This is a genomic window from Nocardiopsis ansamitocini (assembly GCF_030268225.1).
GTDB lineage: Bacteria > Actinomycetota > Actinomycetes > Streptosporangiales > Streptosporangiaceae > Nocardiopsis_D > Nocardiopsis_D ansamitocini.
Map to the genome: position 1 here is coordinate 644502 of NZ_BSQG01000002.1, position 13997 is coordinate 658498.

10 protein-coding genes are annotated in these 13997 nt (G+C 72.5%); 7 read left to right on the top strand and 3 right to left on the bottom strand.

Annotated elements, in window-relative coordinates; all coding sequences use genetic code 11:
• Nucleotides 1-58 precede the first annotated feature (58 nt).
• From QSJ59_RS09585 to QSJ59_RS09605, 5 genes are all read left to right on the top strand, one after another.
• Nucleotides 59-1120: an NAD(P)-dependent alcohol dehydrogenase gene (locus tag QSJ59_RS09585; RefSeq protein WP_285758709.1), complete on the top strand. Its 1062-nt coding sequence runs from the start codon at nt 59-61 to the stop codon at nt 1118-1120.
• A gap of 222 nt (nt 1121-1342) precedes the next feature.
• Entirely contained in the window at nt 1343-1594 is a 252-nt protein-coding gene (locus tag QSJ59_RS09590; RefSeq protein ID WP_285758711.1) for an aldo-keto reductase family protein, read from the top strand.
• 398 nt (nt 1595-1992) lie between these two features.
• Nucleotides 1993-4089, top strand: a complete 2097-nt coding sequence (locus tag QSJ59_RS09595) for a HelD family protein (protein WP_285758712.1) — start codon at nt 1993-1995, stop codon at nt 4087-4089.
• 82 nt (nt 4090-4171) lie between these two features.
• Nucleotides 4172-4945, top strand: a complete 774-nt coding sequence (locus tag QSJ59_RS09600) for an aminotransferase class IV family protein (RefSeq protein ID WP_285758713.1) — start codon at nt 4172-4174, stop codon at nt 4943-4945.
• A gap of 292 nt (nt 4946-5237) precedes the next feature.
• Entirely contained in the window at nt 5238-5615 is a 378-nt protein-coding gene (locus tag QSJ59_RS09605; protein ID WP_285758714.1) for a hypothetical protein, read from the top strand.
• A gap of 112 nt (nt 5616-5727) precedes the next feature.
• Here QSJ59_RS09605 and QSJ59_RS09610 read toward each other — a convergent pair whose 3' ends face one another.
• Both QSJ59_RS09610 and lysX read right to left on the bottom strand, forming a co-directional pair.
• The gene (locus tag QSJ59_RS09610; protein ID WP_285758716.1) at nt 5728-6444 is read right to left on the bottom strand and encodes a DUF998 domain-containing protein; all 717 of its coding nucleotides are present in this window, start codon (nt 6442-6444) and stop codon (nt 5728-5730) included.
• 5 nt (nt 6445-6449) lie between these two features.
• Entirely contained in the window at nt 6450-9860 is a 3411-nt protein-coding gene (gene lysX / locus QSJ59_RS09615; protein ID WP_285758717.1) for a bifunctional lysylphosphatidylglycerol synthetase/lysine--tRNA ligase LysX, read from the bottom strand.
• A 223-nt stretch (nt 9861-10083) separates the two neighbouring features.
• On the opposite strand from lysX, the gene QSJ59_RS09620 reads away from it, so the two are divergent.
• Nucleotides 10084-10992, top strand: coding sequence for a universal stress protein (locus QSJ59_RS09620; RefSeq protein ID WP_432707454.1), 909 nt, complete (start codon nt 10084-10086; stop codon nt 10990-10992).
• A 428-nt stretch (nt 10993-11420) separates the two neighbouring features.
• Entirely contained in the window at nt 11421-12227 is an 807-nt protein-coding gene (locus tag QSJ59_RS09625; RefSeq protein ID WP_285758719.1) for a dioxygenase family protein, read from the top strand.
• A 52-nt stretch (nt 12228-12279) separates the two neighbouring features.
• On the opposite strand, the gene QSJ59_RS09630 is transcribed toward QSJ59_RS09625, so the two are convergent.
• Nucleotides 12280-13905, bottom strand: coding sequence for a peptide chain release factor 3 (locus tag QSJ59_RS09630; RefSeq protein ID WP_285758720.1), 1626 nt, complete (start codon nt 13903-13905; stop codon nt 12280-12282).
• Nucleotides 13906-13997 lie beyond the last annotated feature (92 nt).

Below are 13997 nucleotides of genomic sequence, written 5' to 3' on the forward strand. Positions count from 1 at the left end.
CCCGGGGTGGCCGCTACGGTACTAAAAAGACAGACCATTCTTTCTTTTTGGAGGCATGATGAGCACGACACTCGCTTGGCAGGGCACGACCGGAGGCGTCCCCCTGCAATGCGTCGAGATCCCGAGGAGGGAGCCGCGCCGCGACGACATCACCGTCCGGATCGACTTCTGCGGCGTCTGCCACAGCGACCTCCACGCACTCCAGGGGGCCACCCCGCACATGTCCGACAGTGGTGGGCTGGTCCCCGGTCACGAGTTCACCGGGACCGTCGTCTCCGTCGGCTCCGCCGTCACCCGGTTCGCGGCGGGCGACGGCGTCGCGGTGGGCACCTTGGTCGATTCCTGCGGCGAGTGCGCGATGTGCGTGGTCGGGCAGGAGAACTTCTGCCACCTCGGCCCGCTCAGCACGTACGGCGGCACGGACCCCGTGGACGGCAGCGTGACCAAGGGCGGTTACAGCCGTGAGTACGTACTGCGGGAGAAGTTCGCCTACCACCTGCCCGAAGCCCTCGATCCGGCGGCGGCGGCACCGCTGATGTGCGCGGGCGTCACCATGTGGGAGCCCTTGCGAGCATTGGGCGTCGGCCCGGGAAGCCGCGTCGCGATAGCCGGCCTGGGCGGGCTGGGCCATCTCGGTGTGAAGCTCGCCGCCGCACTCGGGGCCGAGGTCACCGTGCTCAGCCGCACGGCCGGCAAGGCCGAGGACGCGCTCGCCCTCGGGGCAGAGGGCCTGCTCCTGACGACCGATGAGGACCAGGTGCGGCGGGCGCGGGGGCGCTTCGACCTCGTCCTGGACACCGTCTCGGCTGACCACGCGCTCTCGCCGCTCCTCGGTGTGCTCGCACTCGACGGCACGCTCTGCGTCGTCGGCAACCCCCTGATGACCGGGCCCCGCCTGCTCGAACTCACGTCCGGTCGCAAGAGGCTCACGTCCTCGGGGACCGGCGGAACCAAGGGGACCGCCGAGATGCTCGCGTTCTGCGCACGGCACGGAATCACCGCCGACGCCGAGGTGCTCCCGTCCTCCCGCGTCACCGAGGCGCTGAACCGTCTCGGGTCCGGCGACGTCCGTTACCGGTTCGTCCTCGACCTGTCCGACCTCGACCAGAAGAACGCCTGAGCCGTGGCCCTCGACGACCCGGGCGGCGACTCCTCGCGGAAGGGGTAGGGCGGGACGGTAAGGAGATCCCCCGATCCTGCCCTTGGCCGAGGGCGTGCTGACCGGGAATTACCGGGCGGGCTGCCAGAAGTACGGTCCGCAGGCGGCGACGCTGTTCCGTGGCGCGAACCTCTTCGAACCGGGCGAGTCGTTCCTGAAGGCCGTGCGGTCCCGCCGTATGAGATGCGCCGCGAAGAACGCGAACCGCTCTTCGACGTCATGGACGCCGTCGCGCGGGCGCGTCGCGGCACCGTCGCCCAGGTCGCGCTCAACCGGCTCATCGCCGTCGGCCCGCTGGTCGTCCCCATCCCGGGAGCGAAAAGCCCGCCCCAGGCGAAGAGCAACGCCGCCGCACTGGACTGGTCGCTGACCGTCCGGGAGTTCGCACTCCTCTCACGGACCGAGGAGGGGATCAGGCACTCACCGGGACGCTGAGGCACCGTTCCCCTCGGCGGCCGGTGACCCGCGTCCCGTCCGTCGGTCGGCGGCCGGGTTTCCGTTCCCGGTGCGGACGGGGGCACACCCCCCGTCCGCACCGCCGCCGCATCCGACCGGGGTGCGGGTCACCGGCTCCCGGGTGCGGCCGGAGAGCCGTGAGGGCGGGCACCCGGAACCGAGGTGTGTCCCCCGCCGGGGCCGGGCCCGTCCGGCGGGGCGAAGTGCCAGGTTGTCCCCCGGGTGGAGGGTGCAATAGGATCGGTCCTTCGTTTTGGCGGCATTCACCTGCGCGCTGAGGATCGGAACGAACCGGGCACTCTGCACACGAACCGGGGCGGGACCCACGCACCGCCGCCACCGCCCGTTCCCGCCGACCAGCAGAGGCCCGCTACGCCATGACCGACACCCGGCTCCCCCCTGCCCTGGCCCCCGAGATCCAGGCCGAGCGCGACCACCTCGCCGCCTCCCGGGAGGCCCTCCGCCGGATGCGCGCCGACGTCGTCGAGACCGCCACCTCCCTCGGTGACGTCGTCGGGGACAAGGTCACCAACGAGGTCCTGCGCCGCGCACGCGCCAAACGCGCCGAAGAGCTCGTGGACCTCCCCGACGTCCCGCTGTTCTTCGGCCGCCTCGACTACGCCCCCGGAGCGGTCTTCGAGACCGACCCCCGGGACGGCCGCACCGCCGCCCGGACCCCCGACGCCGACCGCGTCTACATCGGCCGCCGCCACGTCCACGACAGCGCCGGGACGCCCATGGTCCTCGACTGGCGGGCTCCCATCTCCATCGCCTTCTACCAGGCCACACCCGCCGACCCGATGGGCGCGCGGCTGCGCCGCCGCTACGGTTTCTCCGGCCTCGCCGAACTCACCGCGTTCGAGGACGAGCCGCTGGTGGGCCCCTCCGCCGCCGACGCGGGCGGACGCCTGCTCGCCCAGGAGATCGAACGCCCCCGCTCCGGCCCGATGCGCGACATCGTCGCCACCATCCAACCCGAGCAGGACGACCTCGTGCGCGCCCCGCTGGAGCGGTCGCTGTGCGTGCAGGGGGCTCCTGGCACCGGCAAGACCGCGGTCGGCCTGCACCGCGTCGCCTACCTCCTCTACGCCGAGCGCAAGCGCCTGGCCCGCACCGGGGTGTCCATCGTCGGCCCCAACCGGTCCTTCCTCTCCTACATCCGCAACGTCCTGCCCGCGTTGGGCGAGCTCGACGTCCGCCAGACCACGGTCGAGGACCTGCTCGGCCACGTCCCGGTGCGCCGCACCGAGGAACCCGACGTCGCGCGGCTCAAGGGCGACGCGCGCATGGCCGAGGTGATCCGCCGCGACCTCTGGTCCCTGCCGCGCGAGCCGGCCGACGCGCTGGTCGTGCAGCGCGGATCGCGCCGCTGGCGCGTGCACCCCGAGGAACTGTCGGCGATCCTGGCCGAGCTGCGCGAACGCGGCGTCGCCTACGGGTCGGGCCGCGACCTGCTGGCGCACCGCCTGGCGCACGCGGTCCTGACCCGGATGGAGGAGGCGGGGGAGGCGTGCGACGACCGCACCCAGGACCAGGTGCGCCGCACCAAGGAGGTCCGCGCCGCCGTCGTGGCGATGTGGCCCAAGGCCGACCCGGTCAAGCTGGTGCTGGGCCTGCTCACCGACCCCGAGCGTCTGGCGCGCGCCGCCGACGGCATCCTCACGCCCGAGGAGCGGGCGGCCCTCACACTTCCGGGGAGGCCGCGCGGAGCGAAGTCGGCGCGCTGGTCGGTCGCCGACCTCGCGCTCATCGACGAGGCGGCCGACCTGATCGAGCGGCCCGTCGCGCTGGGCCACGTCGTCGTGGACGAGGCCCAGGACCTCACCCCCATGCAGTGCCGTTCGCTGGGGCGGCGGGTGGCCACCGGGTCGGTGACCGTCCTGGGCGACGTCGCCCAGGGCACCGCCCCGGGTGCGGCCGGCGACTGGGCGACGATGCTGGGCCATCTCGGCAAGCCCGATGCCCGCATCGCGGTCCTGGACCGCGGCTACCGCGTCCCCGCCCAGATCATCGACTTCGCCGCGCGGTTGCTGCCCGCCATCGCCCCCGCCCTGGGCGCCCCGGTCGCGGTGCGCCAGGCCCCGGGGGCGCTCACCCGCAGCGAGGTCGCACCGGAGGCCCTGACCGGTGCGGTGGTCGGGGCGTGCGCCGCCGCGCTCGGGGAGGAGGGCTCGGTCGGTCTGATCGCCGCCGACGCCGACGTCCCGGCCCTGCGCGACGCGCTGGCCGCAGCGGGCCTGGCAGCGGCCGTCCTGGGGGAGAGCGAGGACGCCATGGAGGCCGAGCGCCTGGTCTGCGTGCCCGCGACCCTGGCCAAGGGCCTGGAGTTCGACGCGGTGGTGGTGGCCGAGCCCGCCCGCATCGTCGCCGCGGAGTCCCGGGGGCTGCACCGGCTCTACGTCGTCCTGACCCGCGCGGTGTCCAGCCTGACCGTGGTGCACGCCGAGCCCCTGCCGGAGGAGCTGGGCGACTGACCCGGGCCGCTGCCCGGACGACGGCGGTGGGGCGCGCGGCGCGGTCGGCGCTGCGTGTTCCCCACGATGGCATGCTGGCACGGTGGCGCAACTGAACGGGAAACCAGTCGAGGCCGACCAGCTCGCACGCCTGGCGTTGACCAACTACGGGCACTTCACGTCGATGCGCGTCGACAACGGCCGGGTGCGCGGCCTGGCGCTGCACCTGGAACGGCTCGGCCGCGACTGCCGGGAGCTCTTCGGCGCCGAGCTCGACCCCGAGTACGTCCGCGGCCTCGCCCGGCAGGCCGTCCCCGCCACCGGGTCGGTCACCGTCCGGGTGACGGTCTTCGACCCCGGGCTGGACCTGGGGCACCCGGCCTCGGCCCACGACCCCCACGTGCTGGTGACGTCCCGCCCGGCGGCCGAGCTCCCGCTCGCACCGCTACGGGTCCGCTCCACCGCCTACGTCCGCGACGTGCCCTCCGTGAAGAGCGTCGCGCTCTTCGGAACCCTCCACCACCGTCGGGCGGCCCAGCGCGCCGGGTTCGACGACGCCCTCTTCGTCGACGGGCGGGGCCGCGTCGTGGAGGGCGGAACCTGGAACATCGGGTTCTTCGACGGGCGGCGAGTGGTCTGGCCGAAGGCCGACTGCCTCGACGGGGTCACGATGCGGCTGCTCAAAGAGGCGCACGATCATGTGACGATCCCGGTTGAAGCCGCCGGGATCGCCGACATGCGGGCGGCGTTCGCGACGAACGCGGCCGTCGGGGTCCGGGCCGTCGGCGGTATCGACGCGACCGGCCTGCCCGACACCCACCCGGTCATCGACCGCCTTCGCCGCAGCTATCTGGAGGTTCCCGCAGACCTGCTGTGAGGGCCCGGTGCGGACCGTGCGGGGGTTCACCGCCCGGCAGTTACCGCGACGCGAGTGGGAAGTGGCGGACGGCCTTTCGTTCTCGTTTCGAGAATTCCAGACAGTCCTGAACAGCTATTACAACAAAAAAATTCATGAAAACCCATGAAGACAACGGCAAGCGGAAAGAAAGCCACACAAGCCCCTGGAAGTCGCCCTCCGGGTGTGGTTGACTGCACTGCGTCAATACCCCTTAACGGTGCGTTCTCCCCGTGCCCCCGGATTCCGCGCCCCATCATTGACCAGGAGCCGCATGTCCGCTTTCGCGCGAAGCAAGTCCGTCGCCTTCTCGATGGCCCTGGGATTGCTGATGTCCCTCGTCGTGGCGGTGGTCGGTGCAGCCCCCGCCTCGGCCGCCGGCACCTTCCGCCTGTGCAACGTCGCCGGCGACTATTCCGCCACCGCGCATTTCCCCGGCCGGGGCGGGTTCTCCACGTACGTGACCAATCCGGGCCAGTGCAACAGCATCAGCACCAACGGCGGCGAGTCCTTCTACGTGAAGATCACCAGGTTCAACTCCGGCGGCCTGTCCAAGAACAGCACTTCGTACCACATCCCCTCCGGTCGGAGCATGCAGTTCTCCACCGGTGGAACCTTCGCCTCCCCCCAGTTCACCCCGCAGGTCTACTAGAGTTCCCGGCCGTGAAGGACCGGCCCCCGTCGCGCCTGCGGCGGGGCCGGTCCTGTTCGGCCCCCGTCGCCCACCCGCCCCGCGCTGGTGTCCGGGCTCCAACCGCCAGGTGTCACCCGGGGGCCGGTCCGCCTCCGGTGCCGGAGGCCCCGCCGCCCCACACCCCCGGAAGACAGACCACGCACACCAGCCAGGCCGCCACCCCGACGATCTGCACGCGCTGGGCGACACCGAAGCCCTCCACCGGCTGGCCCGCGCCGACGGCGAGCAACAGCAGGACGACGATCATCGCGACCGCCTGCACCCCGAACACGGCCGCCGCCACCAGGAACCGGGGTCCGCCCGAAGGACGCAGCGCGATGGCCATTCCGGCCGCTCCCACCAGCGCCATCGTCCCGGCCAGGCTGCTGCTGACCGCGTGCCATGTGTGCACCGCCGACAGGGCGCCGGCGGTCTCGGCCGACGCGCACACGGCGTCCGCGGAGACGGCGCAGTCCATGGGCAGGAACGAGTCGGCTGTGGTGGCCAGCCCGAACCCCGCCAGTCCCAGCCACGCCACCAGGTGCCAGCATCCCCGCTCCCCGGTGAGGACCCCGCACACCGCTGCCAGCGCCGCCAGCACCCCGGCCGCGCGGTCGGCTGCGGAGAACAGCCCGGCGTAGGGCTGATCGGCGGCCGACAGTTCACTGACGAAGCTCAACGTCGGGCTCAGTCCCGTCGCCAGGCCGAACTCCAGCAGCCACAGCGAATAACACCCGGCCGCGATCAGCGCCGACGCCCGGCCCACCGCCCGCACCGCATGTTCCCCGTTGGCGGGGACCTTTCCCACGCCGATCATCGGGGACCCGGTTTGACCAGCGGGAACGGCAGCGTCTCCCGGATACTGCGGCCGGTGATGAGCATGACCACCCGGTCAACGCCGATCCCCAGCCCGCCGGTGGGCGCCATCGCGTACTCCAGAGCGGTCAGGAAGTCCTCGTCCAACTCCATCGCCTCGGGGTCGCCGGCCGCGGCGGCCAACGACTGCTCGGTCAGCCGCCGACGCTGCTCCACCGGGTCGGTCAGCTCCGTGTAGGCGGTGCCCAGTTCCGTTCCGTAGGCCACCAGATCCCATTTCTCCGCCAGGCGCGGGTCCCCCCGGTGCTGGCGGGTGAGCGGGGAGACGCTCGTGGGAAAGTCCAGGTAGAAGGTCGGCCGGGTCGTCACGCTCTCCACCAGGCGCTCGTAGAGTTCCAGGGTGATCTCCCCGTGCCCCCAGCCGGGGTGCAGGGCGATTCCGTGCCCGCGCGCGATGCGCTCCAACTCGGTGACCGGTACGTCGGGGCCGACCTCCGCCCCCACCGCGTCGGAGATCGCGGTGTTGATGGGGATCGCGGGCCATTCCCCGGAGACGTCCACGTCCTCGACCGTCCCGTCGTCGCGACGGCGCCGGATCACCGCGCTGCCGTTCGCGGCCACCGCCGCCGTCTGGACGAGCTCCTGGGTGAGCCGGCGCATGTCGTGGTAGTCGGCGTAGGCGTGGTACGCCTCCAGCATCGTGAACTCCGGGTTGTGCCGCACCGACACCCCCTCGTTGCGGAAGGTGCGCCCCAGTTCGAACACCCGGTCCATGCCCCCCACGCACAGCCGCTTCAAAAACAGTTCCGGCGCGATGCGCAGGTACAGGTCCATGTCGTAGGCGTTGATGTGGGTGGTGAAGGGGCGGGCGTTGGCGCCGCCGTGCACGGGTTGCAGGATCGGCGTCTCCACCTCCGTGAACCCCCGCCCCGCCAGGCTCTCGCGCAGGCTCCGCACCACGGCGCTGCGCGCCCGCAGCAGTGCGCGGGCATCGGGGCTGACCGCCAGGTCCAGGTAACGGCGCCGCACCCGGGTCTCGGGGTCGCCGATGCCCAGGTGTTTGTCGGGCAGCGGACGCAGGCACTTGGCCGTCATCGTCCACTCCGCGGCCAGCACCGAGAGTTCGCCGCCGCGCGAGGTCGCCACCGGGCCGGTGACTCCCACGAGGTCGCCGATGTCCACTTCGCGCCGCCACCGTGCGAGCCCGGCGGCCCCGGTCGCCTTCTCGGTGAGCATCACCTGGAGCCGCCCCGACCAGTCCTGGACGGTCGCGAAGCACACGCCGCCGTGGTCGCGCACCAGCAGGACCCGGCCCGCGATCGACGCCGTGTCGTCGGTGACGGTGTCCGCAGCGGTCCCGGCGTGGGCTGCTGCCAGCTCCGCGCAGGTCCGGTCCGGCGCGAACCCCACCGGGTAGGGGTCGGTGCCCCCGGCGCGCATGGCGTCGGCCTTGGCGATGCGCACCCGCACCTGTTCCGGAAGCGTGCCGTGCGCGGGGGCGCGTGTTTCGCCCTGCCCGTCCTGTGGCGCCGCCCCGCGCACCGGGGCGTCCTGCTCGGGCAGCGCGGCGGGCGCCGAGCGCTCGGCGGCGATCGAGGAGTGGACGTCCCCCCGGTTGAACAGCGACAGCAGGCTCGGCGGGGTCACGAACCCCTCCGCGATCCCGGCCGACAGCGCGACCCGGGCCAGATCGCGGGTCTCGCCGAAGCACAGGTAACGGGGGTTCCACCAGGGCCGGTACTTCACGTTGGAGCGGTACAGCGCCTCCAGCTGCCACCAGCGCGACAGGAACAGCAGCAGACCGCGCCACGCGCGCAGGACCGGTCCCGCGCCGAGCCGTGCGCCCTCCTCGAAGACGGACCGGAACACCGCGAAGTTCAGCGAGACCCGCTGCACGCCCAACCGGCCGGCCTGGCGCATCAAGGAGGCGACCATGAACTCCATCAGGCCGTTGTCGGCCGCGCGGTCGCGCCGCATCAGGTCCAGGGACAGCCCCGACGGGCCCCACGGCACGAACGACAGCAGCCCCGCCACCTCGCCGTCGGGCCCCAGCGCCTCGGCCAGCACGCACCGGCCGTCGGCGTTGTCGCCCAGCCGGCCCAGGGCCATGGAGAAGCCGCGTTCGGTCTCGGTGTCGCGCCAGGCGTCCACCCGGTCGATGATGCGTTCCATCTCCGCCGCGTCGATGTCGCGGTGGCGGCGGACCCGGAAGGTGTACCCGGCGCGCTCGACCCGGTTGGCGGCCTGGCGCACCACGCGCATCGCCCGGCCCTCCACGGTGAAGGTGCCGACGTCCAGCACCGCTTCGTCACCGAGTTGGAGCACCTTGAGTCCGGCGCGCGCGTACGCCGTCGCGCCCTCCTCGCCGGCACCCGTCACCGCCGGGGTCCAGGCGTACGCCTCGGCTTCGCGCAGCCACGCCGAGATCGCGCCGCCCCATGCCTCGGGGTCGCCGATGGGGTCCGCGCTGGCCATGCTCACCCCGGCCACGACCCGGTAGGTCACCGCGGCCTTGCCGCTCGGTGAGAAGACCACGCTCTTGTCGCGGCGGGTGGCGAAGTAGCCCAGTGAGTCGCGGTCGCCGTGCGCGTCGAGGAGCCGGCGCACGTGTGCCTCGTCGGTCGGGCTCAACTCGGCCTTCGCCCGTTGGGAACGGAACATCACCAGGAGCGCGGCCAGCAGCGAGAGCGCGCCCATGAGGCCGATCGTGAAGTTCACCCAGGTGGGGGCGTGGCCCGGGCGTCCGACCGTGAGCTGGAACGCGCCGCCCAGCGTCTTCTCCAGCGACCACAGCGCGCGGTCGGTGGGATCGGTCAACGTGCCCGGGGCCATGGTGACCAGCCCCCAGCCGATCAGTGCCGACGCCCCCAGCCCAAGGACGAGCACCCCCAGCGCCTTGGGCATGGAGGCCGGCTGCACCTTCGCGCGGAACTCGTCGCGCGCCAGGACCAGCACCACCAGCAGCACGGTCATGATCACCGCGTTCGGGACGATGAGCCACAGCAGCAGCCGGGTCTCGTGTTCGCCCGCGGGGACGAGGTACAGGCCGAGCAGCACCGCGTAGTCCACGATCACGACGAGCGCCGTGTAGGCCACCGCGATGCGGTAGGCGGGGCGTTTGCGCATGGCGAGGGCGCCGGCCAGCAGCGCCAGGAACATCGCGTAGGCCAGGTTCGCCGGGGCCGGGATGAACACGACCTCGATGACCTCGGCCACCCGGCCGGTGGCGTCGCGCAACGGCAGGAACAGGGCGCGCAGCGCGCAGACGACCGCGATGAGGGTCAGGGCCCAGGAGAGGACCGTGGGAATCCTGCCGCGCATCCGGTGCCACGGGGAGGGGCCGCCGGGGCGCCGGGGACGCCCCGGGCGCCGTCGTTCGGTCGCGTTGGTGGTGACCGTGGCACTCAACCGTTACCCCCAGTTGTCATTGGTTTGCCCTTCGTAACCTACTGAGTGCGGCGGGTGCGATCGGGGCACCGCACCGCCGCGTCGTCCCCCACCACGATCCTCTCTCCTTGCGGGCGGCGCGACGTCGGGCTTGCGGCTGAATCCTCGGGCATCGGGTATACGACCAGGGGCGCCACGTGAGCGGTGCCGAGGTTGGTCGGTGAGCGGGAGCGGAGCGGTACGGATGAGTGACATGGCCGAGGTGCGCAGGGTGATCGTCGGGGTGGACGGCTCCGACTCCAGCAGGTATGCCCTGGAGTGGTCGGCCCAGGAGGCCCGGTTCCTGGGTATGGGGCTGCACATCGTGGCCGCCGTCGAGGTGCCCGACGTCGACGGCCCCTTCGCGGAGCTGCTCCGTTCCCGGGGGGCCGCGACCGACTCCCCACGGGTCAAGGACGCCGAAGCCCTGCTCGCCTACGCTCGCGACTGGATCCTGCGGCTATACCCCGAACTCGACGTGGCCACGAGGCTCGTCTCCCGGCCCGCGGCCGACGCCCTGCTCGAAGTCGCCGACGAGCCCGGTTCGGCCCTCGTCGTCGTCGGGTCGCGGGGGCGCGGCAGCCTCGCCGCTGCGTTCGGCGGGTCGGTGAGCGTCGAACTCGCCGCGCGCTCCCCGCTTCCGGTGGTGGTCCTGCCCAACAAGCATGAGGCGGTGCGCGGTGCGCGGGGACGCATCGTCGTGGGGGTGGACGGCTCGGACAAGGGGCGGCGCGCCGCCGAGTTCGCCTTCGCCCAGGCGGCCGAGCGCGGGGCGGAACTGGTCGCGGTGTGTGCCTGGCAGCCGATCACCGCGTTCGCCATGACCATGGGGCCGGTGCCCGCGGAGATCTTCGACGACGACGCCGTGGCCGGCAGCGCCCGCGAGACACTGTCCAACGGGATCGTCGACCTGCGCGAGCGCTACCCGCAGGTGGCGGTCGACGCCCGTGTCGTCCGTGCGCACCCGGTCGTGGCCCTGCTGGAGGCGGCGACGCCCGCCGACCTGGTCGTCGTCGGATCGCGCGGCCGCGGCGGTTTCGCCGGCCTGCTCCTGGGCTCGGTGAGCCAGTCGGTCCTCCACGGCGCCCACGGCCCGGTGGCGGTTGTGCACTGACGGACACTGCGGTCGGGGGCCCGCGCCCTCCCGCCTGCCCGCCGGTGGCCGGGAGGGGCCGCGCTTCCCACCGGTGGTGCTGAAGCGGCCCGGCATCCGTGTCGACGGTTGTGAGCAGGCGTGGTGCCCCCGGTCCGTGCCGGCTGCCGGCCCTCGGGCCGACCGGCGGGGCCCACCTCCCCTCAGGGGACGGCGTGGCGCGGATGAGGGGGCTCGGTCATCGCCCGCCGTCCTTGCTCCCGTGTCCGGCGCGGCAGGGATCGTGCCCCGAGCGGGCCGGGGCGAAGGAGGTGGGCCTGCTCCTGGTGGACGGGCCCCGATTTCCGCTGCCAGTTGGCGCTCCGTTCCGCATCGTCTACTATCTTCTTGGGAAGATTTTTTCTAGATAGACTTCTGGTGCTCCGTGCGGGAGCGGTGAAGGAGGGGTCATGACCGACGCCGATCCGCGGACCGGGACCGACCGGATGCCCGTGCTGTACTTCGGCCACGGGGCCCCGCCGCTGGCCGACGACGCGCTGTGGACCGGCCAACTGGCCGGGTGGTCAGCCGACCTGCCCCGGCCCACGGCCGTGCTCATCGTGTCCGCCCACTGGGAGGCCGCCCCCGTCACCCTGGGCGCCACCAGTACGGTCCCGCTGGTCTACGACTTCTGGGGCTTTCCCCGGCGCTACTACGAAGTCACCTATCCGGCACCGGGCGCCCCGGCCCTCGCGGCCTCGGTGCGCGCGCTGCTGGGCGGCTCCGCGATCCCGGTCGCCGAGGACCCCGGGCGCGGGCTGGACCACGGCGCCTACGTCCCGCTCAAGCAGATGTACCCCGACGCCGACGTTCCGGTGCTCCAGATCTCGATGCCCACCCTGGATCCGCGCGACCTGTTCGAGGTCGGCCGGCGCCTCGCCCCCTTGCGCGACGAGGGGGTGCTGATCATGGGCAGCGGCTTCCTCACCCACAACCTGTCCTGCGTGGACATGAGCCAGGGGCCCGGTTACCAGCCGCCGTCCTGGTCGGTGGAGTTCGACGACTGGGCCGGCCGGGCCGCGCACAGCGGTGACGTCGACGCCCTGCTCGACTGGCGGGTCAAGGCTCCGGCCGCGGACATCGCCCACCCGCGCAGCGAGCACCTCGCCCCACTGTTCGTGTCCCTGGGGGCCGGCAGCACCACCACCGAGACCGCCAGTACCGTCATCGACGGGTTCTGGTACGGGCTGGCCAAACGCGCCTTCCAGTTCGGCTGACCCGTGGTGGCGCCGGGCCGGCCGCGGGGGCCCGGCACGGCGCCACCACGCGTCAGGCCGAGTCCTCCACGCCGCCGGCCAACAGCGCCTCCATGACGAGGTCCGGCTGGTCGCGCTGGATGACCTTGAGGCGCCACTTGTTGTGCACCAGGACCAGCAGCTCGTCGTCGGAGCGCCGGGTGAGGACCTCGGCGCCGGAGAGCCCGTGCAGGATCGGTGCGGAGGCGGCGTCGGTGCGGCGCGCCACCGCGTAGTCCAGCGGCGAGAGTTCGATCGGCGCGCGGAACTCGTGCTCCATCCGGTGTTTGACCACGTCGAACTGGAGGGGGCCCACCGCCGCGAGGACGGGGGCCTGTTCGCCGCGCACGTCGGAGACCAGGACCTGCACCACGCCCTCGGAGTCCAGCTGCTCGATGCCGCGCCGGAACTGCTTGTAGCGCCCGGCGTCCAGGGCGCGCGCAACCATGAAGTGCTCGGGGGCGAAGCTGGGGATCGGCGGGAAGTGCACCGGCTTGCCCTCGTACAGGGTGTCGCCCACGCTCAGGGCGTGCGCGTTGACCAGCGCGATCACGTCACCGGCGAAGGCGGTGTCGATGGTGTGCCGCTCCGAGCCGAACACCGCCTGGGTGTACTTGGTGGCGAAGGGGCGGCCCGAGGCGGCGTGGGTGAGGACCATGCCGCGGTCGAAGCGGCCCGAGCACACCCGTACGAACGCCATCCGGTCGCGGTGCTGCTTGTCCATGTTGGCCTGCATCTTGAAGACCAGACCGGAGAAGGGCGCCTCGATCGGCCGGGGGGTCCCCTCGGCGTCGGAGCGCGGCTTGGGCGCCGGCGCGAGGTCCACCAGCGTGCGCAGCAACTGCGCCACGCCGAAGTTGGTCAGCGCCGCGCCGAACAGCACGGGCGAGGACTTCCCGGCGAGGAAGGACTCCTCGTCGAAGTCGGCGCCGATCTCGCCCAGGAGCTCGATCTCCTCCAGGGCCTGCGTCCAGGTCTCGCCCTCGACCTGCTCGGCCTGGTCGTCGGAGAGGCGCTCCTCCTCGGCGCGGGTCGCGCCGCCGGGGGTGCGGCGCATCTTGGTGTAGCCGCCCTCCACGCGGTCGATGAGGCCGCGGAAGTCACCGGCGATGCCCACCGGCCAGTTCAACGGGGTGGGGCGCAGGCCGATGCGCTGCTCGATCTCGTCGAGGAGTTCGAGGGGCTCCCGCCCGGGGCGGTCCCACTTGTTCACGAAGGTGATGACCGGGATGCCCTGGTTGCGGGCCACGTCGAACAGTTTGAGGGTCTGCGGCTCCAGGCCCTTGGCGGAGTCCAGCAGCATGATGGCCGCGTCCACGGCGGCCAGGACCCGGTAGGTGTCCTCGGAGAAGTCGGCGTGGCCGGGGGTGTCCAGAAGGTTCAGGACGCAGTCGTCGTAGTCGATGCGCAGCGCCGCGGAGGTGATGGAGATCCCGCGCGCCTGCTCCATCTCCATCCAGTCGGAGGTGACGCCCTTGCGGTCGCCCTTGCCGTGCACCGCGCCCGCGGAGGTGATGGCGGCCGCGTGCAGCGCCAGCGCCTCGGTCAGGGTGGACTTGCCCGCGTCGGGGTGGGAGATCACCGCGAACGTGCGCCGCCGGGCAGCCTCGCCGACCGCTTCGGGAAGTTTGCTGGTCGAGGTATGCGCTGCCACAGTCACCGGTACTCGTCTCGTCGCTGAATTGCCCCTCGAAATCTACCTCAACGCCGCACGGCCCCCGGCCTTGACGGAAACAGCGGGCAGACGCTTCA

What these genes read in the sequence shown, in the direction of transcription:
- QSJ59_RS09585 (WP_285758709.1), top strand. Translation starts at nt 59, where the DNA reads ATGAGCACGACACTCGCTTGGCAGGGCACGACCGGAGGCGTCCCCCTG.
- QSJ59_RS09590 (WP_285758711.1), top strand. Translation starts at nt 1,343, where the DNA reads ATGCGCCGCGAAGAACGCGAACCGCTCTTCGACGTCATGGACGCCGTC.
- QSJ59_RS09595 (WP_285758712.1), top strand. Translation starts at nt 1,993, where the DNA reads ATGACCGACACCCGGCTCCCCCCTGCCCTGGCCCCCGAGATCCAGGCC.
- QSJ59_RS09605 (WP_285758714.1), top strand. Translation starts at nt 5,238, where the DNA reads ATGTCCGCTTTCGCGCGAAGCAAGTCCGTCGCCTTCTCGATGGCCCTG.
- QSJ59_RS09620 (WP_432707454.1), top strand. Translation starts at nt 10,084, where the DNA reads ATGAGTGACATGGCCGAGGTGCGCAGGGTGATCGTCGGGGTGGACGGC.
- QSJ59_RS09625 (WP_285758719.1), top strand. Translation starts at nt 11,421, where the DNA reads ATGACCGACGCCGATCCGCGGACCGGGACCGACCGGATGCCCGTGCTG.